This window comes from Roseomonas sp. TS2 (genome assembly GCF_058833935.1).
On sequence record NZ_JCACVY010000003.1, the window covers coordinates 33,280 to 57,938 of the forward strand.

The 24,659-nt window shown below is 73.3% G+C and carries 20 protein-coding genes; 7 read left to right on the plus strand and 13 right to left on the minus strand.

The features are described 5' to 3' along the window. Positions 1 to 642, minus strand: a complete 642-nt coding sequence (locus ACZJYS_RS01245; RefSeq protein WP_493175334.1) for a GntR family transcriptional regulator — start codon at positions 640 to 642, stop codon at positions 1 to 3. A gap of 139 nt (positions 643 to 781) precedes the next feature. On the opposite strand from ACZJYS_RS01245, the gene ACZJYS_RS01250 reads away from it, so the two are divergent. The 6 genes from ACZJYS_RS01250 (at position 782) to ACZJYS_RS01275 (ending at position 7,868) form a co-directional block, all read left to right on the plus strand. Then, positions 782 to 1,909, plus strand: a complete 1,128-nt coding sequence (locus ACZJYS_RS01250) for an ABC transporter substrate-binding protein (protein WP_109517194.1) — start codon at positions 782 to 784, stop codon at positions 1,907 to 1,909. 4 nt (positions 1,910 to 1,913) lie between these two features. Next, complete coding sequence (locus ACZJYS_RS01255) at positions 1,914 to 3,638, plus strand: ABC transporter permease (protein ID WP_109517082.1); 1,725 nt, start codon at positions 1,914 to 1,916, stop codon at positions 3,636 to 3,638. After that, positions 3,631 to 4,731, plus strand: coding sequence for an ABC transporter ATP-binding protein (locus ACZJYS_RS01260; RefSeq protein WP_109517083.1), 1,101 nt, complete (start codon positions 3,631 to 3,633; stop codon positions 4,729 to 4,731). Before ACZJYS_RS01255 ends, ACZJYS_RS01260 begins: the two co-directional genes overlap by 8 nt. Continuing rightward, a complete protein-coding gene (locus ACZJYS_RS01265; protein WP_493175337.1) occupies positions 4,718 to 5,968 on the plus strand; it encodes a CaiB/BaiF CoA transferase family protein in 1,251 nt (416 codons plus the stop codon). The genes ACZJYS_RS01260 and ACZJYS_RS01265 overlap by 14 nt, the downstream gene beginning before the upstream one ends. After that, positions 5,965 to 6,858, plus strand: a complete 894-nt coding sequence (locus tag ACZJYS_RS01270; protein ID WP_109517084.1) for an HpcH/HpaI aldolase/citrate lyase family protein — start codon at positions 5,965 to 5,967, stop codon at positions 6,856 to 6,858. The genes ACZJYS_RS01265 and ACZJYS_RS01270 overlap by 4 nt, the downstream gene beginning before the upstream one ends. A gap of 116 nt (positions 6,859 to 6,974) precedes the next feature. Then, positions 6,975 to 7,868: an aldose 1-epimerase family protein gene (locus ACZJYS_RS01275; protein WP_109517085.1), complete on the plus strand. Its 894-nt coding sequence runs from the start codon at positions 6,975 to 6,977 to the stop codon at positions 7,866 to 7,868. Positions 7,869 to 7,893: 25 nt separating this feature from the next. Here the strand turns inward: ACZJYS_RS01275 and ACZJYS_RS01280 are convergent, their stop codons facing one another. From ACZJYS_RS01280 to ACZJYS_RS01295, 4 genes are all read right to left on the minus strand, one after another. Next, positions 7,894 to 10,860 (minus strand): HWE histidine kinase domain-containing protein, encoded by a 2,967-nt coding sequence (locus tag ACZJYS_RS01280; protein ID WP_493175340.1) that lies wholly within the window; start codon positions 10,858 to 10,860, stop codon positions 7,894 to 7,896. Positions 10,861 to 10,965: 105 nt separating this feature from the next. Continuing rightward, positions 10,966 to 12,036, minus strand: a complete 1,071-nt coding sequence (locus ACZJYS_RS01285; protein WP_109517087.1) for a phosphotransferase family protein — start codon at positions 12,034 to 12,036, stop codon at positions 10,966 to 10,968. Positions 12,037 to 12,040: 4 nt separating this feature from the next. After that, positions 12,041 to 12,841, minus strand: coding sequence for an SDR family NAD(P)-dependent oxidoreductase (locus ACZJYS_RS01290; RefSeq protein ID WP_493175342.1), 801 nt, complete (start codon positions 12,839 to 12,841; stop codon positions 12,041 to 12,043). After that, positions 12,838 to 14,076, minus strand: a complete 1,239-nt coding sequence (locus tag ACZJYS_RS01295; protein ID WP_109517088.1) for an acyl-CoA dehydrogenase family protein — start codon at positions 14,074 to 14,076, stop codon at positions 12,838 to 12,840. Before ACZJYS_RS01295 ends, ACZJYS_RS01290 begins: the two co-directional genes overlap by 4 nt. 112 nt (positions 14,077 to 14,188) lie before the next feature. Between ACZJYS_RS01295 and ACZJYS_RS01300 the strand changes: the two genes are divergently transcribed. Next, positions 14,189 to 15,196 (plus strand): NADPH:quinone oxidoreductase family protein, encoded by a 1,008-nt coding sequence (locus ACZJYS_RS01300; protein ID WP_493175344.1) that lies wholly within the window; start codon positions 14,189 to 14,191, stop codon positions 15,194 to 15,196. Here ACZJYS_RS01300 and ACZJYS_RS01305 read toward each other — a convergent pair. From ACZJYS_RS01305 to ACZJYS_RS01340, 8 genes are all read right to left on the minus strand, one after another. Further along, positions 15,156 to 17,330, minus strand: coding sequence for an acetate--CoA ligase family protein (locus ACZJYS_RS01305; protein ID WP_493175346.1), 2,175 nt, complete (start codon positions 17,328 to 17,330; stop codon positions 15,156 to 15,158). The two genes, ACZJYS_RS01300 and ACZJYS_RS01305, sit on opposite strands and share 41 nt — an antisense overlap. 62 nt (positions 17,331 to 17,392) lie before the next feature. Then, positions 17,393 to 18,373 (minus strand): Bug family tripartite tricarboxylate transporter substrate binding protein, encoded by a 981-nt coding sequence (locus tag ACZJYS_RS01310; protein WP_493175347.1) that lies wholly within the window; start codon positions 18,371 to 18,373, stop codon positions 17,393 to 17,395. Between the two features lie 69 nt (positions 18,374 to 18,442). Beyond that, positions 18,443 to 19,216: a tyrosine-protein phosphatase gene (locus ACZJYS_RS01315; protein ID WP_493175349.1), complete on the minus strand. Its 774-nt coding sequence runs from the start codon at positions 19,214 to 19,216 to the stop codon at positions 18,443 to 18,445. Beyond that, positions 19,213 to 20,007 (minus strand): crotonase/enoyl-CoA hydratase family protein, encoded by a 795-nt coding sequence (locus ACZJYS_RS01320; protein ID WP_379651268.1) that lies wholly within the window; start codon positions 20,005 to 20,007, stop codon positions 19,213 to 19,215. Before ACZJYS_RS01320 ends, ACZJYS_RS01315 begins: the two co-directional genes overlap by 4 nt. Then, positions 20,004 to 21,017 carry an acyl-CoA dehydrogenase family protein gene (locus ACZJYS_RS01325; RefSeq protein WP_493175351.1) on the minus strand — a complete coding sequence of 338 codons (1,014 nt, stop codon included), beginning with the start codon at positions 21,015 to 21,017 and terminating at the stop codon, positions 20,004 to 20,006. Before ACZJYS_RS01325 ends, ACZJYS_RS01320 begins: the two co-directional genes overlap by 4 nt. Positions 21,018 to 21,028: 11 nt before the next feature. Further along, a complete protein-coding gene (locus ACZJYS_RS01330; RefSeq protein WP_493175353.1) occupies positions 21,029 to 22,177 on the minus strand; it encodes an acyl-CoA dehydrogenase family protein in 1,149 nt (382 codons plus the stop codon). An 18-nt stretch (positions 22,178 to 22,195) separates the two neighbouring features. Then, complete coding sequence (locus ACZJYS_RS01335; protein WP_493175355.1) at positions 22,196 to 23,221, minus strand: tripartite tricarboxylate transporter substrate binding protein; 1,026 nt, start codon at positions 23,219 to 23,221, stop codon at positions 22,196 to 22,198. Then, a complete protein-coding gene (locus ACZJYS_RS01340; RefSeq protein ID WP_493175356.1) occupies positions 23,218 to 24,540 on the minus strand; it encodes a CaiB/BaiF CoA transferase family protein in 1,323 nt (440 codons plus the stop codon). The genes ACZJYS_RS01335 and ACZJYS_RS01340 overlap by 4 nt, the downstream gene beginning before the upstream one ends. Positions 24,541 to 24,659 lie beyond the last annotated feature (119 nt).

Here is a 24,659-nt window from a genome sequence, read left to right on the forward strand (position 1 = left end):
TCAGCCCTCCTCCACAGGCTGGTTGGCGGCCGAGCCCAGGATGTGCGACCGCACGCTGGCGGCCACCCGCGCGGCGTCGCCCGCGTGCAGCGCGGCCAGGATCTCGCGGTGGCCCTGCGCGCTGCGCCGCAGCGACTGCATGGAAGGCCATAGTACCAGCGGCCAGAGCCGGGCGCGGTCGCGCGTCTCGGTCGCCACCTCCACCAGGGCGCGGTTGGGCGAGAAGCCGTAGAGGGTGTCGTGGAAGTCGAGATTGGTGGCGCTCTGGCTCGCCGGGGTGCCCTCCGCCACGGCGCGGTCGAAGGCGTCGGCCTTCGCTTCCAGCAGGCGCAGGGCGGCGGCGTCCAGCTGCGGCAGGGCGGTGAGCGCCGCCTCCACCTCCAGCAGGGCACGCACCGCCAGCATGTCGCGGATGCGCTGGCGGTCCGGCGTGGCGACGCGGAAGCCGCGGTTGGGCACATGCTCCACCGTCTGCCGCAGCGCCAGCTCGGCCAGCGCCGCGCGGATGTCGAAGCGCGTGGCGCCGAAGCGCTCCTCCAGATCCACCTGGCGCAGCCACTCGCCGGCGCGGTAGGCGCCGCCGCGGATGGCGGCCGCGATCTCGGCGGCCAGGGCGCGGCGCGGGCGGGGTGGTCGGGCCATTCGTGATCGTTCCTGTGCTGAAAGAGGGTTGTCAGGGGCGGAACAGCGGCCTTAGCGTATTGGCGCCAATAATTGCGCCAAAGAGCGCCGGGGTCGAGAGCGCCGTTTCCGGCGGGCCCCATCGGGAGAGGACATGTCCATGAACCGGATCGGACGCCGCACGACCCTTGCCCTGCCCGCCCTGCTGCTGCCCGCCGGGCTGCGGGCGCAGGCGAACGCGACAGGAGCCCCCGCCGGCTACCCGCAGGGCTACCAGGAGGTGGTGGCGGGCGCGGAGCGCGAGGGAAGCCTGCTGATCTCCTCCATCATGTCGGCCGAGAACTGGCGGCCGGTGCTGGAGGGGTTCAACCGCCGCTACCCCAAGATCAAGGTGGAGACGCTCGACCTGCCGAACTCGCGCGAGGTGTTCGAGCGCTACCTCGCCGAGCGCGGCACCAACAGCCGCACCGCCGACCTGCTGGCCACCGCCGACCCCTCGGGCTGGATCGAGTTCCAGCAGCGCGGCGAGGTGATGCCCTATGAAAGCCCCGAGGCCGCCGCCTGGCCCGCCTGGTCGAAGCCCTGGCCCGGCGTCTACACCGTCTCGGCCGACCCGCTGGTGTTCATCTACAACAAGATGCTGGTGCCGGAGGCGCAGCAGCCGAAGAGCTTCGCGCAATTCGCCAACCTGGCGCAGGAGAACCGCGCGCGCTGGCGCAACAAGCTGACCAGCTACGGCGCGCACAATGGCGGCTTCGGCTACTCGGCCAATTTCGGCTTCGTGCAGAAGCATGGCGATCAGGCCTGGGAGTGGTTCAAGCAGATCGCCCCCGCCCAGCCGCGCTGGGAACGCTCCGGCGGGCCGATGACCGAGAAGGTCACCTCGGGCGAATACGCCGCGGGCTGGTTCGTCTCCGCCATCACCTTCTGGCCCCGGCTGAACGACCCGGCGCGGGCGCGCGTGCTGGGCTGGAACTTCATCGAGGACGGGCAGCTCGTCATCCTGCGCGGCATGGCCATCCCGAAGGGGGCGCGCAATGTCAACGCGGCCAAGCTGATGCTGGACTACATCGCCTCCGCCGAGGGGCAGCGTGCCTTCGGCCGCGGCGGGCTGACGCCGGCGCGCCCCGACATCCGCCCCGGCGAGGGCATCCGCCACACCTTCAGCTCGATCAGCGAGGCGGTGGGCGGCGAGAAGAACATCGCCTTCATCGACTACAACCCGGCGATGCTGGAGCAGTACCAGCCCTTCATCGACCGCTGGAAGCAGGCCTACGGCGTGAGCTGAGCCGATGAGCCTGGCCATGTCCCGGCCGGAGGCGCCGCCCGCGCCGCCGGCCATCCCGCGCGCCGCGCCGATCCAGTACGGCACCGCGCTGCTGGTGCTCGTGCTGGTGGCGGGGCCGCTGCTGCCCGTGCTGCTGCAATCGGTGCTCGACGGCGCGCTCTACGACGCCGAGTACAACTTGACGCTCGCCAATTTCGCCCGCCTGGCCCGCACCGAGGGCTTCGGGCTGGTGCTGCTGAACACGGTCGTGCTGGCGGCGCTGACCACGCTGGTGGCGCAGTTCGTGGGCACGCTGGCCGCCATCCTGTTCGGCCGCACCGACCTGCCGCTGGCGCGGCTGATGAGCGAGTTCTTCCTCTGGCCGCTCTACCTCTCGGCGCTGGTGCTCTCCTTCGGCTGGTACGCCGTCTATGGCCCGGCGGGCTACCTCACCATGCTGTGGCAGTCGGTGCTGGGCGAGGCGCCCTGGACGCTCTATTCGCTGGCCGGCATGGCGGTCATCGCCGGCGTGTCGCAGGCGCCGCTGGCCTATATTTACTGCCTCTCCTCCGCCAGCATCACCGACCCCTCGCTGGAGGAGGCGGCGCGCGTCTCCGGCGCCGGCACCTTCCGCACGCTGTGGCGCATCACCCTGCCGCTGATGAAGCCGGCCATCGCCTACAGCGCCGTGCTGAACTTCACCGTGGGGCTGGAGCTGCTCTCCATCCCGCTGATCTTCGGCGACCCGGCGGGCATCACCGTGCTCACCACCTTCCTGTTCAACAACGGCATCTCCTCGCCGCGGCCCGACCACGGGCTGGTGGCCACGGCGGCGGCGCTGATGCTGGCGGTGGTGTGCTTCCTGGTCTGGCTGCAGGGGCGGATGCTGGGCAACACGCGCCGCTTCATCACGCTCGGCGGCAAGGCGACGCGGCCCCGACCCTTCCGCCTGGGCGGGCTGCGCTGGCCGCTGTTCATCCTGGCCGCGCTCTACATCCTGGCCACCGTCATCGCGCCGATCGGCGTGCTGGTGCTGCGCGCCTTCACCGCCTTCCTCTCGCCGATGATCCCGCTCTCGGAAGTGCTGACCACCGGCAACTTCGTGCAGATCTTCGAGTACCCCGTCTATTCCCGCGCGGTGTGGAATTCCTTCGTGGTCAGCTTGGTGGGCGGCGCCATCGCCACGGCGCTGATCGGGCTGGTGGCCATCATCGTGCACCGCTCGGAATTCCGCTTCCGCGGCGCGCTGCAGTACCTGGCGCTGTTCCCGCGCGCGGTGCCGGGGGTGGTGGCGGGCATCGGCTTCTTCTACGCCTTCGCGCTGCTGCCCGGGCTCGGCTTCCTGCGCAACTCCATCTGGATCCTGGTGATCGCCTTCACCATGCGCTTCATCCCGGCCGGCATCGGCGCCGTGGCGCCCATGCTGCTGCAGGTGAGCCACGATCTCGACCGCGCGGCCCGCGTGCAGGGCGCCGATTGGTGGACGACCAGCCGCCGCATCCTGCTGCCGCTGATGCGCCCCGCCCTGGTCGGCTGCTTCACCATCCTCTTCATCTCCTTCTTCAAGGAATACTCGACCGCGATCTTCCTCTTCGCCCCCGGCAGCGAGGTCATCGGCACCACGCTGCTGCAATTGTGGGTGCAGGGGGAGGTCGGCCTCGTCGCCGCGCTGGCGACCATCCAGGTGGCGGTCATCGCCGTCTGCGTCGCCGCCGTGCGCGGCATCTTCGGAGTGAAGCTGCATGGCTGACCTGACCATCCAGGGGCTGACCAAGCGCTTCGGCGGCGTCACCGCCGTCGATGACGTCAACCTGCACGTGGCGGATGGCGAGTTCGTCACCCTGCTCGGCCCCTCGGGCTGCGGCAAGTCCACCACCCTCGCCGCCGTGGCGGGGCTCGACCGCGCCGATGGCGGCCGCATCCAGGTGGGCGGCACGGTGTATTTCGACGCCGCGCGCGGCATCTACCTGCCGCCCGAGGCGCGCAGCTGCGGCCTCGTCTTCCAGAGCTACGCGCTGTGGCCGCACATGACGGTGGCCGACAACGTCGCCTTCCCGCTCACCCTCCGCAAGGTGGCGGCGGCGGAGCGGAAGCGCCGGATCGACGAGGTGCTGGCGCTGGTCGAGATGGAGCGCTACGCGGGCCGCTACCCGCACGAGCTTTCGGGCGGGCAGCAGCAGCGCGTGGCGTTGGCGCGCACGCTGGTGTACCGCCCGGCCATCCTGCTGCTGGACGAGCCGCTCTCCAACCTCGACGCCAAGCTGCGCGACCGCGCCCGCGCCTGGCTGGCCGAGCTGCGCACGCGGCTCGGTCTCACCACCATCTACGTCACCCACGACCAGATCGAGGCGCTCTCGCTCTCCGACCGCATCGTGGTGATGAATGGCGGGCGCATCGCGCAGATCGGCACGCCGCAGGAGATCTACGAGCGGCCGGCCGATCCCTTCGTGGCGGATTTCATCGGCACCACCAACTTCCTGCCCGCCCGCGTGGTGGGCGATGCGCCGGCCGGCGGCCGCGCCCTGCTGGAACTGGCCGACGGCCAGCGGCTGGAGGCGGTGGCCGAGCGCGCCGCCCCCGGTGGCAGCCGCGTCACCCTCGCCTTTCGCCCCGAGCAGATGCAGGTGGCGCCGCCGGGCACCGCGCCGGAGGGCGGCTCCGTGCTGGCCACGCGCGTCACCAGCCGCTCCTATGTCGGCGGCAACTGGCAGGTGGGGCTGGAGCTGGCGGGTGCCGCGCTGCGGCTGGAGGCGCGCCAGCCCCCGGCCGAGGACCGGCTCGATCTCTGGCTGCCCCATGCGGGCGGCATCCTGTTCCGGGGAGGCGCCGATGTCGCCGCTTGATACCGCGCGGGCCGCCGGCCTGCCCCATGCCGACTACACGCCCGGCGCCTCCGGCCCGCTGGACGGCGTGCGGGTGCTGGACCTTTCCCGCCTCGTCGCCGGCAACACGCTGACGCAGCACCTGGCCGATTTCGGCGCCACGGTGGACAAGGTGGAGCCGCGCGACGGCGACACGCTGCGCGGCTGGCGGGTGCGCGGCGTGGAGACCGCCTGGAAGGTGCATGGCCGCGGCAAGCGCAGCCTGTGCATCGACTTCCGCCACCCCGAGGCGGTGCCGCTGATCCGCCGCCTCGTCCCCGGGGCCGCCATCCTGGTGGAAAGCTTCCGCCCCGGCACGCTGGAGGCGATGGGCCTGCCGCCGGAGGAGCTGCTGAAGCTGGAGCCGCGGCTGATCATCGTCCGCATCTCCGGCTGGGGGCAGGACGGGCCCTATTCCCGCCGCCCCGGCTTCGGCACGCTGGTGGAAGGCTTCGCCGGCTTCGCCGACATGAACGGCTTCGCCGACCGCGAGCCGGTGCTGCCGCCGATGTACCTGGCCGACACCATCGCCGGCCTCACCGGCGCTTTCGCCGCCATGGCGGCGCTGCGCGCGGTGGAAATGCGGGGCGGCCAGGGCCAGGTGATCGACCTGCCGCTGCTCGATCCGCTGTTCACCGCGCTCGGCCCGCAGGCGGCCAACTACCGCCTCACGGGAAAGACCAAGCCGCGCACCGGCAGCCGCTCCACCGGCGCCGCGCCGCGCAACGTGTATCGCACCAGGGATGGCGGCTGGGTCTGCCTCTCCGCCTCCACCCAGGGCATGGCGGAGCGGGTGCTGCGCTCCATCGGGCGCGGCGAGCTGGTCGAGGACCCGCGCTTCCGCACCAACGAGCAGCGCGTGGCGCATGGCGAGGAGCTGGACGCCATCATCGGCGCCTTCGTCGCCCAGAAGACATTGGAGGAAAACGTGGCCTTCTTCGAAGCCGCCGAGGTCACCATCGGCCCGGTCAACGACATCGTCCGCTTCATGGCGGACCGCCACGTGCAGGCGCGCGGCCTGCTGGCCGAGTACCCGGACGAGGAGATGGGGCAGTTCCCGATGCACGCCATCCCGGCCCGGCTTTCCGGCACGCCGGGCGCCATCCGCGCCCCGGCGCCGCGCCTCGGCCAGCACAGCCGGGACATCCTGGCGGCGCAGGGCTTCGCCGGGGCCGAGATCGAGGCGGCCATGGCCTCCGGCCTGGTGGTGGCGCCATGAGCCCGCGCCCGCACCCGGTGTGGCGCTCCGGCCTGTTCGTGCCGGTGAATGTGGAGCGCTTCCTGGCCCGCGCGCATGAGCGCGGCGCCGACGCCATCCAGCTCGACCTGGAGGACAGCATCGCCCCAGCCGACAAGCCGGAGGCCCGCCGCAGGGTGGAGGCCGCCGTGGCCCGGCTGAAGCGCGAGGCGCGCGCCGACATCCTGGTGCGCATCAACCAGCCGCTGGAGGATGCGGTGCGCGACATCGAGGCGGCGGTGATCCCCGGCGTCGCCGCCATCATGGTGACGAAGGTGGAGGGGCCGGACCATCTGCGGCTGCTGGACGAGCTGGTCTCCCGCCTGGAGCAGCAGCGCGGCCTGCCGGAGGGCGGCATCCGCTTCGTGGCGCTGATCGAGGCGCCGGGACCGCTGGCGCAGGCGCATGCCATCGCCCGCGCCACGCCGCGCACCGTGGGCCTCTCGCTCGGCGCCGAGGACTACGCCACGGCGATCGGCGGCGAGCCGACCGAGGAGGTGCTGCTGATGCCCAAGCAGCAGATTTTGCAGGCGGCGGTGGCCGCCGGGCTGATGCCGCTCGGCACCATCAGCACCGTGGCCGATTATTCGGACCTCGCGGCCTATGAGCGGGTGGTGCGGCGCTCGGCGGCCTTCGGCTTCGTCGGGGCCTCGGCCATCCACCCGGCGCAGGTGCCGGTGCTGAACGCCGGCTTCAGCCCCTCGCCCGAGAAGGTGGCGGCGGCGGAGCGGATGATCGCGCTGGACCGTGAGGCGGCGGCGCAGGGGCGCGGCTCCTTCGCCATCGACGGCAAGATGATCGACATCCCGATCATCCGCCGCGCCGAGGCGCTGCTGGCGCGTGCCCGCGCCATCGCCGCCCGCGCCGCCTGAGGGAAGTGGCGGGCCGGGCACCGCAGGGGTCGCCCGGCCTTGCCGTCTTGCCTTCGGCGGGCTGTTGCTGTTTCCGGTGCCCCGGCGGACTCACGCCGCCGGAAGGACACCGCCCCATGGATGACAAGCCCCTCCTGCTGCGCCATGGCGGCGCCAGTCTCGCCCTGGCCCGCCATGGCGCCGAGCCGCGCTCCTGGCGCGTGGAGGGACAGGAGCTTCTGTGGAACGCCGACCCGGCCTGGTGGCCGCAGACCTCGCCCATCCTGTTCCCCGTGGTCGGCTGGACGCGGGGCGGGGAGATCCGTCACGAGGGCCGGCACTACCCGATGGGCGTGCACGGCTTCGCCGCCGCCAGCCTGTTCGAGGCGGTGTCGCAAGGTCCGGCAGAGGCGCAGCTCCGCCTGCGGGACACGGCGGAAAGCCGCGCCCGCTTCCCCTTCGCCTTCTGCCTGACGGTGTCCTACCGGCTGATGGCGCGGGGCTTCTCGGCCGGGTTCGCCATCCACAATCCGGGCGCCGTGCCCCTGCCCTATGCGCTGGGCCTGCATCCCGGCTTCGCCTGGGACCCGGCGGTGCCGGGCGCCGGGGGCCATGTGCTGCACTTCAGCCGCGCGGAGCGGCCGGAGGTGCCGGAGATCGCCCCGGGCGGGCTGTTCTCGGCGCGGCAGCGGCCGGTGCCGCTGGAAGGCCGCCGCCTGCGCCTGAGCCCCGGCCTGCTGGCGCGGGAGGCGCTCTGCTTCCTGGGGCTGCGCAGCCGGACCGTGTGCTTTCACAACGGCGCGCGGGGCCGCATCGCCCTGCGGCTGGAGAACTTCCCGCATCTGGCCCTCTGGTCCCCGGCCGGCGCGCCCTTCCTCTGCCTGGAAGCCTGGACCGGGCATGGCGATCCGGAAGGATTCAGCGGAGAGCTGGCCGAGAAGCCCTCGATGCGCTGGCTGCAACCGGGGGAAACCGGGCGGCACCGGGTCTCCTTCCGCTTCCTGCCGCCCGGAAAACTCCCAGGCGGCTGAGGCCCCGGCCCGGCCGCCGGGGCGTTCAGGCCAGCAACCGCCCCACTGTGCGGTGCAACGCCGAGGCGATCTCCGCCGGCGTCACCGGCTTGCACAGGACGGCGGCCGCCTTGCCCCGCCAGTCGCCGAGATCGCTGTAGCCGCTCATGAAGACCACCGGGACGCCCTGTGAGGCCAGTTTCTCCGCCACGGAAAACGAGCTGCGTCCGGCCAGGTTGACATCGAGCAGCGCCACATCGGGCCGCGCCTCCCTGCCGAGCAGGCCCAGGGCGGCCTCCGGCGTCGCCGCGGGGCCCAGCACGGTGCAGCCCAGCGCGGCCAGGATCTGGGCGGTATCCTCGGCGATCAGGGCCTCATCCTCGACCACCAGCACCCGCACCCCCTGCAGCGCAGGGGCGGCAGGCGGCATCTCCCCCGGCGCCGGTGCCGCGTCCGGGGAGGCGGCCTGCTCCTCCGCCGCCAGGGAGACCAGCGTGCCGGGCACGGCGATCGTGCAGCGCAGCCCGCCCTCGTCCCAGTCGAGCTCCGCGGTGCCGTCCAGCTGCCCGGTGATCGCCGTGCGCAGCAGGCGGCTGCCGAAGCCCTGCCGGGTGGGCGGCCCCGGGATGGCCGGCCCTCCCCGTTCGCTCCAGCACAGCCGGAGCCTGCCGTCCTCATGCTGCCGCCAGCGCAGCACCACCTGCCCCTCCGGGCGGGACAGGCTGCCATGGCGCGCCGCATTGGTCGCCAACTCATGCAGCGCCATCGAGAGCGGCTGCACCGCCGAGGCCTCAAGGCGCAGCGGCGGCCCGTCCAGCAGGATGCGCTCCCGCCCCGCGGCGGCGCCACGATAGGCGGCGAGTTCCTCCTCGGCCAGGGCCCGCAGGGTCGCGCCGCTCCACTTCTCCCGCGCCAGCAGCTCATGGGTCCGCGCCAGCGCGGCCACTCTTCCCTCCACGGCCTCCGCGAAGGCACGCGGATCGTCGTTGCGGCTGAGCCGCACCACGGAGAGCACAACGGCCAGCACGTTCTTGGCGCGGTGGTCCACCTCGCGCATCAGCAGCCCCTGGCGTTCCTCCGTCTGGCGCCGCGCCGTCACGTCGAACATGACGCCGACGAAGCGCGGGCCGGTGGCCCCGGCGGCGTGGATGAAGCGGCCATAGGATTCCATCCAGCGCTCCATGCCATCATTGGCGCGGCGGATGCGGTAGGTGGCGTGATACAGGCTGCCCTCCTGCTCGGCCTGCCGCCAGGCGCCGCGCAGAACCGGCAGATCCTCAGGGTGGACATGGGTGCGCCAGGCCTCCAGCGTCGTCTCGCCGCCCGGCGGCGGCGTGCGGCCCAGCATCAGGAAGACATGGCGCGAGAAGATGAGCCGGCCGCTGGCGATGTCGAGGTCCCAGCTGCCCATGCCGGTGCCCTCGATGGCCAGCCGCAGGCGCTCCTCGCTGGCCGCCAGCGCAAGGACCGCTCGCTGGTGCTCGGTGATGTCGCGCGTGGTGCCATTGACCCGCAGGGCACGGCCGGTCGCGCGGTCGCGCTCCGTGACCTCCGCATCCACGGCGAGCCAGCGCTCGGCGCCGGTGTCGAAGCGGTGGAAGCGGAAGACGTGATGGACCGTGGAGACCCCCTCCCTCCCCAGAAAGGCCTCCTCGATCTTCCGGGCGAAGCCGGGCCGGTCCTGCGGGTGCACCTGCGCCAGATAGCCGGCCAGGTCTGGCTGAGGGGCGCCGGCGTCCAACCCGTGCAGGCGCTGCTGTTCCTCCGAGCGCCAGAAACGGTCGCGGGCGACATCGTATTCGAACACGCCGAGCTGCCCCACCGCCTGCGCGGTGCGCAGCCGGGCCTCGCCGGCGCGCGCCTCCGCCGCCTGCAGGCGCAGCGTGGCGTCGGCCGCGCCGAGGTGGCGGCGCAACGTCTCGAACTCCGCCACGGCCATCGGCACCGCGCGCAGCGGCGGCGTGGCGCCGGGGCGCGTCACCGTCGCCGCGTCGGCGGTCAGCGCCCGCACCGGGCGCAGCAGCCGCCCTCCCAGCCAGAGCGCAAGAGCCAGGCCTAGCAGCAGCGCCAGGGCCGCGCCCACGGCCAGCGCCTGCATCGGCCGGCGCCAGCTCGCCTCATAGGCCGCCGCGGCCTCGCTGACGGCGATGCTCCAGCCCGGTGCGGCGGCGAGCGTGGCGAAGCCGAGCACCACGGGCTGCCCCTCCAGGGCCTGCCCTGTGAGGAAGCCGCTGGTGCGCCCGACCTTGCCGGCGGCATACCAGCCTGGCGCGGCGCGCCCGACATACCGCGCATGGTTGCGGGAACGGGCGACGACCATGTCGTGCTGGTCCGTCACCACGGCGAAGGCGGTGGGGGGCAGGTTGTGCCGCTCCAGCAGCCGGGCGATGCGGGCGGGGTCCAGCGCCATGCCGATGGCGCGGATGACGCGCCCCTGGCGCGTGACCGGGGCGAAGACGAAAGCCACCTGCCGCCCTGAGCGCAGTCCCCGTGCCAGGCTGCCCACGGCGGGCCGGCCGGTGCGGAAGACCCGGGGCACCGGGGCATCCGGCTCCGGCAGGCGCAGCCCGCTGCCCAATGGTTGCGCGGCCGGCGCCAGGGTGTGCAGCAGCATCGCATAGTCGGGTCCGGGGCCCTGCACCACCACCCAGCTATCCATGGCCGCCGCGATGGCGTGGGCCCGGGCGCGGAACCGGGCGAGGGCCGCCTCGCCTGCCCCCTCGTCCAGCTCTGGCGCCGCGGCCAGGCCGGCCAGGGTCGCCTCATAGGCGCCGATCTCGCGGTCGAGCGCCAGCGCCAGCGCCCGTGCCGTGTCCTGCAGCCGCCCCTCGAAGGCGCCGCGATAGGCCTGGATGGCCTGCCAGGCCACGGCACCGCCGATACCCAGGGCAGGCAGCAGGAGGGCCATGGCGAAGGCGATCAGATAGGCGCGCAGGCCTGGCAGCCAGCGTTCCCGCCCCGCCCCGGCCTGAATGCCCGCTTTGTGCTCTCCAGGCCGATCCGGCTGCGTCATCTGCCACATTCAGCCCGCATTCACACAGGCGAGCGGGCAAGGGCAGCCATGCCATGCCGCATGGGGACGGAGCAAGAGCACACTGCGAAATAGTGCAACCGAGCGTCAGCTCAACCTTTGGGCGATGGCCCAGCCGCCCTCTGCCATGCCGCGGTAGCGGTCCCGATAGCCGATCGCGCGGGGGTCGGCGGCGTTGCCGTCCAGCGCCCGCTTCCAGACGCCCGCCACGATCGAGGCCAGGCGGAACATGGAGAAGATGATGAACACGTCGAGGTCGCGCGGCACCGGCCGCCCTGCCGCCTGCGCGTACTCCGCCACGAAGCTTTCCTGGTCCGGAATGCCGCTCGCGGCGAAATCCTCGCCTAGCAGGCCGGTGGCCCCGCTCGGGCCGGGCGGCATGTGGTAGGTGAGGCAGGCATAGCCGAGATCGGCCAGCGGGTGGCCGAGGGTGGCCAGTTCCCAGTCCAGCACCGCCACCACGCGCGGCTCGGTGGGGTGGATGATGACGTTGCCTAGGCGGAAATCGCCATGCGCGAGCGTCGTCTCGTCATCCGCCGGCAGATGGCGCGGCAGCCATTCGGCCAGCTTCTCCATCTCCGGCATCTCCTCCACCTGCGCGGCGTGCCACTGCTTGGTCCAGCGCGCCACCTGGCGGGCCATGTAGCCCTCCGGCTTGCCGAAATCGCCGAGGCCCGCGGCGCGCCAATCCACCGCGTGCAGCGCCGCCAGCACCCGGGCGAGGTCCGCATAGATGGCGGCGCGCTCGGCCGGGTCTCCGCTGCGCATCACCCGGTCGGGGAAGATGCGGCCGGGGACGTGGTCCATCAGGAAGAAGGGGGTGCCGATGACCGCCGCATCCTCGCAGAGCCAGCGCATGGCGGGCACCGGCACGCCGCTGCCCTCCAGCGCGCGCATCACGCGGTATTCGCGCTCCACGGCGTGGGCGCTCGGCAGCAGCTTGCCGGGCGGCTTCTTGCGCAGCACGTAGTCGCCCGCATCCGTCGCCACATGGAAGGTGGGGTTGGACTGGCCGCCCTGGAACTGGCGGATGGCCACCGCCCCCTCGAAGCCCGGCAGCCGCCCGGCGAGGTGGCGCCGCAGCGCCGCCTCGTCGAAGCGGTGGTTCTCCAGCACGGGCACCAGCGCGGGCGTGCCGGCCAGCGCGCTCTCTGGCATGGCCCTACTCCTCCCCGGTGGCCGGCGAGCCCGCGACGATCCCGCCATCGATGACGATGGTCTGCCCCGTCATGAAGCTGCCGGCCGCCGAGGCCAGGAACACCGCCGCGCCGGCGATCTCGTCCGGCTCGCCGATGCGCTGGAGCGGTGTGTCCCGCGTGCGCTTGCGGTAGATCTCGGGGTCCTCCCACAGCGCGCGGGCGAAGTCGGTGCGCACCAGGCCGGGGGCGATGCAGTTGGCGCGCACGTTGCGCGGCCCCCATTCCACCGCGATGTTGCGCACGAGCTGCATGTCGGCCGCCTTGGAGATGGCATAGCCGCCCAGCACCGGCGAGCCGCGCAGCCCGGCGATGGAGGAGATGACGACCACCGTGCCGCCGCCGCGCTCCGCCATGCCCGGCATCACCATGTGGGCCAGCCACAGGTTGGAGCGGACATTGGAGCCCATGATCTTGTCGAAGGCCTCGTCCGGCATGTCGATGGCCGGGCCGAAATAGGGGTTGACCGCGGCGTTGCAGACCAGCGTGTCGATACGGCCCCAGCGCGCCATGGTGGCATCGACCAGCGCCTGCAATTCCGGCTTGCGGCCGATGTTGCAGGCATAGGCGAAGGCCTCGCCGCCGCGTGCGGTGATGCCGTCCACCACCTCCTGGCAGGCGTCGAGCTTGCGGGAGGAGACGACGACCTTCGCCCCCTGCTGCGCCATGCGCTCGGCGATGGCGCGGCCGATGCCGCGCGAGGCGCCGGTGACGACCGCCACCTGCCCGGTGAGGTCGAAGAGCGAGCGGTCCATGGCGGTGTTCACACGGATTCTCCCGGGCGGGCGTTGCGCGGGGCGCGGTACTTGTTCAGTTCCATGCGGCCGAGCTGGAACTTGTGCACCTCGTCCGGCCCATCGACGATGCGCAGCGTGCGGGCGATCTTGTACATGTAGGCCAGTCCGAAATCCTCGGTGACGCCGGCGGCGCCATGCGCCTGGATCGCCCAGTCGATCACCTGGCAGGCCATGTCCGGCGCCGCCACCTTGATCTCGGCGATCTCGGTGCGCGCCACCTTGTTGCCCACCGTGTCCATCCGCCACGCCGCGTGCAGCGTCAGCAGCCGGCACTGGTCGATCAGGATGCGCGACTGCGCGATGCGGTCGATGATCACGCCCTGGTCGGCGAGCGGCTTGCCGAAGGGGCGGCGCTCCAGCGAGCGGCGGCACATCATCTCGAGCGCCCGCTCGGCCAAGCCGATGGCGCGCATGCAGTGGTGGATGCGCCCCGGGCCAAGCCGCCCCTGCGCGATCTCGAAGCCGCGGCCCTCGCCGAGCAGGATGTTGCCCGCCGGCACGCGCACATTCTCGAACAGGATCTCGGCATGGCCGTGCGGCGCGTCGTCGAAGCCGAACACCGGCAGCATGCGCTTGATGGTGACGCCCGGCGTGTCGCGCGGCACCAGGATCATCGATTGCTGCTTGTGCTTCTCCGCCTCCGGGTCGGTCTTGCCCATGACGATGAAGATGGCGCAGCGCGGGTCGCCCGCGCCCGAGGACCACCACTTGCGGCCATTGATGACGTAGTGGTCGCCATCCCGCACGATACGCGTCTGGATGTTGGTGGCATCCGACGAGGCGACATCCGGCTCCGTCATGGCGAAGCAGGAACGGATCTCGCCGGCCAGCAGCGGCTTCAGCCAGCGCTCCTTGTGCTCCTCGGTCGCGTAGCGCTCCAGCGTCTCCATGTTGCCCGTGTCGGGCGCGGAGCAGTTGAACACCTCGCTCGACCACGGGTAGCGGCCCATGATCTCGGCCAGCGGCGCGTATTCGAGGTTGGTGAGGCCGGCGCCATGGCCCGATTCGGGCAGGAAGAGGTTCCACAGCCCCGCCTCGCGCGCCTTGGGCTTCAGCGCCTCGGTGATCGGCACCGGCTGCCAGCGGTCGGTCATCGCCGCCTGCTGCTCGTGGTGCAGGTGGTCGTTCGGCGCGATGTGCTCGTCCACGAAGGCGAGCAGCCGCTCCCGCAGCGCCGCCACCTTCGGCGAGTGACTGAAATCCATCCGTTCCGCTCCGTCTCTTTGTTCAGGTCGATTGGGTGTGGCGCACAGGCTTGCGCGGATGCCGCCGCGTGTCCAGGCTGGGCGCCAAGGATCGCCCGGGAGAACGCCGCCGATGAAAGCCATGCTCTGCCACGCCTATGGTCCCCCTTCCGGCCTGCGCGCCGGGGAGCTGCCGGAGCCGGTGGCCGGCCCTGGCGAGGTGCTGCTGCATGTCGAGGCCTGCGGCGTGAACTTCCCCGACACGCTGCTGATCGAGGGGCGATACCAGCAGAAGCCGCCCCTTCCCTTCGCGCCGGGCGGCGAGGTGTGCGGCACCGTGGCGGCGCTGGGCGAGGGCGTGGCGGGGCCGCCCCTCGGCACCCGCGTGGCGGCGCTGATCACCTGGGGCGGCTTCGCCGAGGCCGTGGCGGTGGAGGCGGCGCGCATCGTGCCGGTGCCGGAGGGCGTGGCGCCGGCGGCGGCGGCCTCCATCTGCCTTGCCTACGGCACGGTGCTGCACGCCCTGCGCGACCGCGGCGCCCTGCAGCCCGGCGAGACGCTGCTGGTGCTGGGCGCGGCGGGCGGCACCGGCATGGCGGCCATCCAGATCGGCCGGCTGCTCGGCGCGCGCGTCATCGCCGCCGCCTCCACGGCCGAGAAGCGCGCGGCCTGCCTGGCGCAGGGCGCCGAGGCCGCCATCGACTACACCGCCGAGGGCTGGCGCGACGAATTGCGCGCCCTCACCGGCGGGCGCGGCGTGGACGTGGTGTTCGATCCCGTCGGCGGCGCGCAGGCCGAGCCGGCGCTGCGCTCCATGGCGTGGCGCGGGCGCTACCTGGTGGTGGGCTTCGCGAGCGGCGAGATCCCGCGCCTGCCCTTCAACCTCGCGCTGCTGAAAGGCTGCGCCATCGTCGGCGTGTTCTACGGCGATTTCGCGCGGCGCGAGCCGGAGGCCAACCGCGCCCTGCTGGCCGAGCTGTTCGCCTGGGTGGCGGCAGGGCGGCTCGCGCCGCACATCTCCGCCACCTACCCGCTGGATCAGGCCGCCGAGGCGCTGGAGGCGCTCGCCACGCGGCGCGCCACGGGCAAGCTGGTGCTGCTCACCCACGCGGCGCCGTCTCCGGAGGCCGCAGCGCGATGAGCGCGTCCACCGCGAGCTGACGGGTGCCGTTGCAGATCACCGGGTTCACGTCGATCTCGGCGATGCGGTCCGCATGGTCCGCCGCCAGCTCCGAGACGCGCTGGACGATGCCGGCCAGGGTGTCGAGATCCACGGCGGGCAGGTTGCGGAAGCCCTCCAGCAGCTTCGCGCCCTTCAGCCGCGCCAGCATCGCCCGCGCCTCGGCATGGCCCACCGGGGCGAGGGCCACGGCGCTGTCGCGCAGCAACTCCACCAGGATGCCGCCCAGACCCACCAGCACGGTTGGGCCGAAGAGCGGGTCGCGCACCGCGCCCACCACCATCTCGATGCCGGCCGGCACCATGGGCTGCACCAGCACGCCGTTAAGGCGCGCTTGCGGCGCCGCGCGGGCGGCATTGGCCATCACCTCGGCATGGGCGGCGCGCACCGCCGCGGCGTCGCCCAGGTTCAGGCGGATGACGCCGGCCTCCGTCTTGTGCGGCAGGTCGGGGGATTCGACCTTCAGCACCACCGGGTAGCCGGCGGCCTCGGCGGCGGCCACGGCGGCCTCGGCGTCGTTCACCAGCGTCTCGGCCACCACGGGCACGCCATAGGCGGCGAGCACGGCCTTGGCCTCGCGCTCGGTCAGCACCGGGCCGGAAGCGCGGTCCAGCAGCGTGGCCACGGCCCCGGCGGCGCCTTCGGGGGCAGCGCGGCGGCGGTCCGGCGCGCCCGCCGCGCGGAGCGCCCCGCGCGCCTGCCAGGCACCGATCGCCGCCATGCAGCGGTCCATCGAGCGGAACAGCGCCACATGCGGCTGCGCCTCCGCCTCCCGCGCGCCGGGGCCTTCGAGATACTGGCTGGTCCAGACCACGCAGGCGGGCTTGCCATGCTCGGCGGCGAGCTCGTTCAGCATGGCGAAGCGCGGCGTGGCGGTGTCGTAGGCATAGCCATTGGGCAGGATCAGCGTGCCGAAGGCGGGGTCGGCCAGCAGCGCGCCGGCGCAGGCGCGGAGCGATTCCGGGTCGGTCAGCACCTGCGCCGTCACGTCGCAGGGGTTGCGGGCGGAGCCGAATTCCGGGATGCGCGCCTCCAGCACGGCGCGCGCCTCGGGCCCCGGCTGCGGCATGGCGATGCCGCGCGCCTCCGCCCGGTCCGCCGCCATGATGGCCGAGCCGCCGGAGGTGGAGACCACCGCCACCCCCGCCGCGCGCGGCGCCGGCGCCTTGGCCAGGAAGCCGGCCAGCTCCAGCAGCCCCTCGTATTGCTCGGCCATCACCGCGCCGCTGCGCGCGAAGGCGGCGCGGTAGGCGGCGTCCGACCCCGCCAGCGAGCCGGTGTGGGAGAGCGCGGCCTCCGCCCCGCTGGCGCCGGTGGCCAGCTTGTGCACCACCAGCGGCTTGTCGTTGGCCCAGGCCAGTTCGGCGGCCTCCAGCAGGCGGCGCGGGTCCGCCATGCCCTCGAACAGCAGGGCGATGGCCGAGCAGGCGGGATCCTCGGCCAGGGCCGCCACATAGTCGGCCACATCGACATCGGCCGAGTTGCCGCAGGTGAGGATGCGGCCGATGGCCACCCCCGCCTCGGTGGCCTGCGCCAGCGCGAAGCCCAGATTGCCCGACTGGCTGACGATGCCGATGGCCGGGCCGTTCAGCGGCCGCGCCGGGCGCGGCACCGTCATGAAGCTGGCGCCGGCACCGCTGGCATAGTCCACCACGCCGAGGCAGTTCGGCCCGACCAGCCGCACCCCGCCCTGCCGCGCCCGCGCCACCAGCCGCGCCTGCAATTCCACCCGCTCCGCGCGCCCCGTCTCGGCGAAGCCCGCCGCGTAGAGCACCAGCGCTCCGGCGCCGAGGGCGATGCACTCCTCCAGCACCGCCTCGGCGGCCTCCAGCGGCGTGGCGGCCACCACGAGGTCCGGCACCTCCGGCAGGGCGGTGAGGCTGGGGTGGCAGGGGCGCTCGCCCAGCCGGTCGTAGCGCGCATTCACCAGGTGCAGCCGGCCGGTGAAGCCGGAGAGGTGGTGCACCGTGCGCTCGCCGAAGGAGCCCTTGCGGGCCGAGGCGCCGACCACGGCGATGCTCCGTGGCGAGAGCAGCGGGCGCAGATCGGCCGCGCGGTAGAGCGGGCGGGTGGCGAGGCGGTGGGATTCGGGCATCGTGTCCAGACTCTCGGGCTTCTTGGTCCGGCCGGGCGGCGGCGCCCGGCCGGCGGGTGTCCCTAGCGGGGTGCCGTGGCGGCGAGGCGCTGCACCAGCGGGCGCCAGCGCTCCATCTCGGTGCGCAGGAAGGTGGCGAAATCCTCCGGCGAGCCGCCAGCGACGTATTGCGCCTCCGCCAGCAGCCGCTCGCGCAGCGCCTGCGCTTCCATGGCCTTCAGCGCGGCGGCGTTCAGCGCCGCCACGGCCTCGGGCGGGGTGCGGGCGGGGGCGAGCAGGCCGAACCAGGTCTGCGCCACCATGTTCGGGCCGAACTCGGAGAAGTTGGGGATGTCGGGCGTCGCCGCCACGCGCTGCTCGCCCGTCCAGCCGATGATGTGGGCGCGGCCCGAGCGGTGCGCGTTGAGGCCGGAGCTGCCGCCCACCACGATAGCGTCCAGCGTGCCGCCCAGCAGGTCGGTGAGCTGCTGGGAATCGCCGCGATAGGTCACCTCGGTGAGCCGGATGCCCATCCCCTCGAAGGCGACGATGGCGGCGATGTTGTTGAAGCTGGTGGGGCCGTTGGAGCCGTAGTTCAGCTTGCCCGGCTGCTTCTTCGCCAGCGCGACGAATTCGGGGATGGTCTTCGGCAGCCCGCTCTTCACCGCCACGGCGAAGGGCAGCTTGGAGACCAGCACGACGGGCGCGAAATCCTCCGGCTTGTAGGGCAGCCGGTCCGGCAGCAGCGGGTTCAGCGTCAGCGTGGTGCCGGAGGACATCAGCAGCGTGTGCCCGTCCGGCGCCGCGCGGGCCACCGCCTCGGCGCCGATGATGGTCTGCGCGCCGGGCTTGTTCTCGACAATCACCGGCTGGCCCAGGAGGGGCGCCATGCTGTCCGCCATGGTGCGGGCCGCGACGTCGGTGGAGCCGCCCGGCGGGAAGGGGACCACGATGGTCACCGGCCGCGTCGGGAAGGCCGCCGCGCGGGCCGGGCGCGGCCGGGTGGCGGCGGCACCGCCTAGCGCCAGGGCGGTGGCCGCCCGCAGAACATCTCGTCTTTCCATGGTGTCCTCCTGTTGCCGCGGCCGCTCATTCAGGCGGCGGCCGCTGGCGGGTGGTCTGTGGTGCCGCGCCTATTCGAGCAGGGCGTCGCGCAGCGCGGCGCGGCGGGGCGCGTCCAGCCCCAGCGCGGCCTCGAGGAAGGCGTCGGTATCCGCGTGGCCGCGCAGCGCCGTGGCCAGCGCCGCCTCCAGCAGCGGCGCGTGGGCGCGCTTCAGCGCCTCGGAGACGGCGGGCGGCGTGCCGGGCGGCAGCGCGGCGTGGCCGTCCCAGAAGCGGTTGGTGGCGAGGTAGTCCTCCAGGATGGTCTCGCGCGGCACGCCGAGCGCCGTCAGCAGCAGGGCGGCGCCGAAGCCGGTGCGGTCCTTCCCCGCCGAGCAGTGGAACACCAGCGGCCGCCGCTCCGGTTGCAGCAGCAGGCCGAACAGCGCACGGTACTGCGGCAGCTTGCTGGTGGCGTAGGCCTGGTAGGCCTGCCCCAGCAGCCCCACCACATCCTCGCCCGTCGCCTCGGCGCGCGCCAGGATGTCGCGTAAGGCGGCGCCGACGGTGGGCTCGATCGGCAGCGGCACCACCTCCGGCCCGCCTTCCGGCAGCCGGGAGGGGGCGCGGGCGCGCTCCTTCTCGCCGCGCAGGTCGCACACCGTGCGCAGGCCGAGCCGCCCCAGCACCACGAGATCGGCCTCGGTCAGCGCATGCAGCGCGGCGGCGCGGAACACCTGCCCGAAGCGCACCCGCCGCCCATCGGCGGCGCGGTAGCCGCCGAGGTCGCGCAGGTTGGTGCAGCCCTCCAGCACCACGCGGCGCGGCAGCACCTCATCGCGGGCGGCGGCGTGGTCCATGCTCATCGCCCCTGGAACTGCGCGGGGCGCTTCTCGAACCAGGATTGCAGCGCCTCGCGGTGGTCCTCCGTGCTGTGCGCCAGCGCCTGGTAGGCGGCGGAAAGCTCCAGCAGCGAGGAGAGGCGCATGTGCTGCCCCTCGCGCAGCAGCCGCTTGGTCAGGCGCAGCACCTGCGGCGGGTTGCGGGCGATGCGCGCCGCCAGCGAGCGCGCCTCCTCCATCAGCAGGTCGTCCGGCACCACGCGGGAGATCAGGCCGCAGGCCAGCGCCGCCTTCGCGTCCAGCCGGTCGCCGGTGAAGGCCATCTCGGCGGCCATCGACTGCCCCACGGCGCGCGGCAGCAGCCAGGCCCCGCCATCGCCCGGCACGATGCCGACGCTCACGAAGCTCTCGGCATAGGAGGAGCTTTCGGCGCCGATGCGGATGTCGCACATGCAGGCGAGGTCGAGCCCCGCGCCGATCGCCGGGCCGTTCACCGCGGCGATGGTCGGCACGTCGAGTTCGTAGAGCGCCAGCGGGATCTTCTGGATTCCCCGCCGGTAGCTGTCGCGGATCTCGGCGGGCGGCATGCCGTAGCGGTCGCGCATCGCCTTGAGGTCGCCGCCGGCCGAGAAGGCGCTGCCGGCGCCGGTGAGGATCACCGCGCGCACGTCGCGCTCGGCGGCGATCCAGGCGCAGGCCTCGGTGAAGGCCTCCGTGCTGCCGCCCTCGATGGAGAGCGCGTTGCGCTTCTCCGGCATGTTCATCGTCAGGGTGACGATGGGACCGTCGCGGGCGATGGTCAGGAAGTCGTTCAAGGCGTCGTCTCCTCAAGCGGCGGGGGCGCGAGCCGGGCGCGCACGAAGGCCAGGGATTCGGCCTCGGCCCCGCGCAGGAACTCGGCGCCCAGCCAGGCATTCCAGTGGCCCTCGGCCCCGAAGCGCAGCCTGCCCCGGTGCAGCAGCCCGGTCCAGAGATGCAGGTCCACCTCGGCGGTGATGCCCATGGCGCCGTGCACCGCATGCGCGATGCCGGCGGCACGCGAGGCTGCCTCGCCGATGCGCGCCTTGGCGGCGGCGACGCGCGCCGTGTCGAGCCCCGCCACGCCCGATCCGCCCGGCAGCGCCGCGAGCTGGGCGGCGATGCGCGCGGCGAAGACATCCTCCGTCATCACGCTGATCTGCTGCTGCACGGCCTGGAAGGCGGCGATGGGGCGGCCGAACTGGCGGCGCTCCCCGGCATAGCGCACCGTCTCCTCCAGCATGCGCTCCAGCGCGCCGGCCATGCCGGCCAGGGTGGCGAAGGCGCCGGCGGCCAGCCAGTCCGCTTGCGGCAGCGCGCGCGCATTCCCGGCCGGGGCCCAGCGCAGCACGGCGCCATAGGAGGAACTGTCCTCCCGCGTGGCGCCGTCGGCGGGCAGCAGCAGCGCGCCGCCCTCCGGCCGGGGCAGCAGCACCCAGGCCGCCGGCCCCGCCGCCGCGATCCGGCCGCGCGGCACTTCGCCCGGCAGCGCCTCGGCCAGGGCGATGGGGCCGGGCGGCACCTCCAGCCCGGCGCCGGCCAGGGCAGCGCGGGCGAGCATGGTCTCGCCCAGCGGCAGCGGGGCCGCGGCGCGGCCGGCGGCCAGCAGCACGGGCAGCGCCTCGGAAAGCGCGAGCCCGGCGCCGCCGGCCGCCTCCGGCACCAGCGCGTCGGCGAAGCCGGCCTCCTCCACCGCGGCCCACAGCGCATCGGCGGGGCCGCCCTCTTGGATGGCCCGCACGGCGGCGGGGGCGGCATGGCGCGCGAACAGCTCCGCCGCGGCCCGGGCCAGCAGGTCGTCGGTCATCACGGCGTCCATCAGCGCAACCCCATGCCGCGCGCGATCATGCCGCGCAGGATTTCCCGTGTGCCGCCGCGCAGCGAATAGGAGGGCGCCATGGCGCTGGTATAGGCCAGGGCGCGCAGCAGCGCGGCGGGCGGCTCGCGCGCCGGGTCGGCGCCCAGCCGGTCCTCCAGCAGGGCGGGGACAGCCTGCTCGAACTCGGTGCCGAGGTCCTTCACCAGCGCCGCCTCCACCACCGGGCTCTCACCGCGCACCAGGCGGTCCGTCACGGCCACCGACATGGCGCGCAGCACGGCCAGGTGCCCGAGCAGCCGCCCGAGCAGCGCGGTGGAGGCCGCGTCCGCCGCTCCCGCCCGCAGCCAGCCGATCCATTCGTCGAGCAGCACGGCGGAGGAGAGCACGCGCTCCGGCCCGCTGCGCTCGAAGGCCAGCTCGGCATTCACCTGCGCCCAGCCGGCGCCCTCCTCGCCGACCAGCGCGTCCTCCGGCAGCAGCACATCCTCGAACACCACCTCGGAGAAATGCGCGTCGCCCGCCAGGTCGCGGATCGGGCTGATGCGCACGCCAGGCAGCGAGAGGTCGATGATGAACTGCGACAGCCCCTTGTGCCGGTCCTGCGCCGTGCCGGAGCTGCGCACCAGCGCGATCATGTAATGCGAGTGGTGCGCGTTGGTGGTCCAGATCTTGGCGCCGTTCAGCCGCCAGCCGTCCGCCTCGCGCACCGCCCGGGTGCTGACGCTGGCGAGGTCCGAGCCGGTGTCCGGCTCGCTCATGCCGATGCAGAAGAAGCTCTCGCCGCGGCAGATGCGCGGCAGGTGGAAGCGCCGCTGCGCCTCCGTGCCGAAGCGCAGGATCAGCGGCCCGCTCTGCCGGTCGGCGATCCAGTGGGCGGAGACGGGGGCGCCGGCGGCGAGCAGCTCCTCCACCAGCACATAGCGGGCGAAGGGGCCGCGGCCGGCGCCGCCATATTCCTCCGGGAAGGTGAGGCCGAGCCAGCCCTGCCCGCCCAGGGCGCGGCTGAAGCCGGCATCGAACCCCATCCAGGAGCGGGCGCGCCGCTCGGGCGGGATCTGCGGCACGTGCTCCGCCAGGAAGGCGCGGATGGCCGGACGCAGCACCTCGTCCTCGGCCGGGATGGCGGACAGCGGCAGGGCGGCGAGCATGGCTTCGTTGTCTTCCCTTCAGTCCAGCCGAACGCCGCTCTCGGCGATGACCCTGCCCCAGCGGGCCGTCTCGGAACGCAGATACGCGCCATAGGATTCCGGCGTGCCGCCCAGCGGCTCAGTACCCTGGCCGGCGAGGCGGGCGCGCACATCGGCATCGGCCAGGGCGGCCAGAACGGCGCCGTTCAGCCGGGCGACGATGGCCTCCGGCGTGCGCGCAGGCAGCATCATCCCCTGCCAGGCTCCCACCTCGAAGCCGGGCATCAGGGTCTCCGCCAGGGCCGGCACATCGGGCAGCGGCGCGATGCGGCGCGGGCTGGTGACGGCCAGCGCCCGCAGGCGGCCATCGCGGATCAGCGGAAGGGCGGAATTCACCGTGTCGGTGAGGAACTGCACGCGGCCGGCGGCGGCATCCAGCAGCGCCGGCGCGCTGCCGCGATAGGGCACGTGCACCGCCTCGAGCCCCTGGGCGCGCAGCAGCATGAAGGCGGCGAGATGGGTGACGTTGCCATTGCCCGCCGAGCCATAGGTGAGCTGCCCCGGCCGTGCCCTGAGATGCGCGACGAAGCCCGCCACGTCCCGCACCGGCAGCTCGGCGTTCACCGCCAGCACCAGCGGGATGGTGGCCGTCAGCGCCACGGGCCGCAGGTCGCGCAGCGCGTCATAGGGCAGCTGGGCATAGAGCGCCGGGCTGAGCGCGACGGAGGAGGTGTTGTAGAGCACCGTGTAGCCGTCGGGCTCCGCCTTGGCCACGGCGTCGTTGCCGATGTTGCCATTGGCCCCGGGCCGGTTCTCGGCCACCACGGCCTGGCCGATCTCGCGGCCGATCCGCTCGGCCAGCACGCGCGCGACGATGTCGGTCGGGCCGCCGGGCGGGAAGGGGATGATCAGCCGGACGGGGCGCTGCGGCCAGGCATGAGCCTGGGCATGACCCTGGGCCTGGGCCTGGGCCTGGGCCTGGGCGGCAGGATTGGCCGCGAGGGCCGCGGGCAAGGTGGCGGCGGCCAGCAGGGCGCGGCGCCCGACGAGCGGAGAGGACGTCATGCCGGCAACTCCACATCCTGACGCGCGGCACGGGGCACGGCGCACTGCACCACGCCCGCCGCCTGCAGGCGCGCGATCTCCCGGGGCTCAAGACCCAGCGTGCCCGCCAGCACCGCCTCGGTGTCCTGGCCCAGCCAGGGCGGCGCCTGGCGGTAGCTGGGCGGCGTGCGGGAGAACCGGCCGGGATAGCCGATCACCGTCAGCGCCGTGCCATCGGCGCGGCGCATGGCCTGCAGCAGGCCGCGCGCCGCCACCTGCGGGTCGGCCAGCACCTGGTCGATGGTGTTGATGGGGCCGCCGGGCACGCCGGCCTTCGCCATGGCCGCCAGCAGGTCGGCCGCCTTCCAGGGGGCGATGGCCTTGGCCAGCGCCAGCTCCAGCGTCCGCCGCTCGCGCGCGCGGCCGGCATTGGTCGCGTAGCGCGGGTCCTCGGCCATCTCGTCCAGGCCGAGCAGCTGGCAGAGCGCGCGGAACTGCCCGTCATTGCCGCAGGCGACGATGACGTAGTCGTCCGCCGCGGCGAAGTCCCGGTAGGGCACCACGTTGGGATGGTCGTTACCGAGCCGCTGCGGCACCGCGCCGCCCACCAGGTAGTTCATCCCCTGGTTGACCAGCAGGGCAAGCTGGCTGTCGAGCAGCGAGCAGTCGAGATGCTGGCCCTGACCGCTGCGGTCACGCTCGCGCAGGGCCGCCAGGATGGAGATGGTGGCATAGAGGCCGGTGAAGAGGTCGCTCACCGGCAGGCCCACCTTCATCGGCCCGGCGCCCGGCGCGCCATCGGGCCGGCCGGTGATGCTCATCAGGCCGCTCATGCCCTGGATCAGGAAATCGTAGCCGCCACGCTGGGCATAAGGGCCGGTATGGCCGAAGCCGGTGATGGAGCAGTAGATCAGCCGCGGGTTGGCGGCGCAGAGCGTGGCCTTGTCCAGCCCGTACTTCTCCAGGCCGCCGGTGCGGAAATTCTCCACCAGGATGTCCGCTTGCAGGGCGAGGCGGCGGACCAGCGCGGCGCCCTCCGGCCGGGCGAAGTCGATGGCGAGGGACTGCTTGTTGCGGTTGGCGCAGAGGTAGTAGGCCGCGTCCGGCCGCTCCGAGCCATCCTCCAGGAAGGGCGGGCCCCAGCGGCGGGTGTCGTCGCCGCCGCCGGGCTGCTCCACCTTCAGCACCTCGGCGCCGAGGTCGCCCAGGACCTGGGTGGCCCAGGGCGCCGCCAGCACGCGGGAGAGGTCCAGCACCTTCAGCCCGGCCAGCGGTCCCGGCGCGGCGGCGCCCTCCCCTTCCCCGTTCACGGACTCCTCCGCGGGCGCGTGATGGCGCATGCGGCGTCTCCTCCCTGGCCTGCGGCGCCTTGTGCAAGATGGCGCGCGGTTCTGCATCCGAGGCAGAGTTTCATTGTTTGAAATGACGTTTCATAGGGACTATGACACGCTCCTCCCGG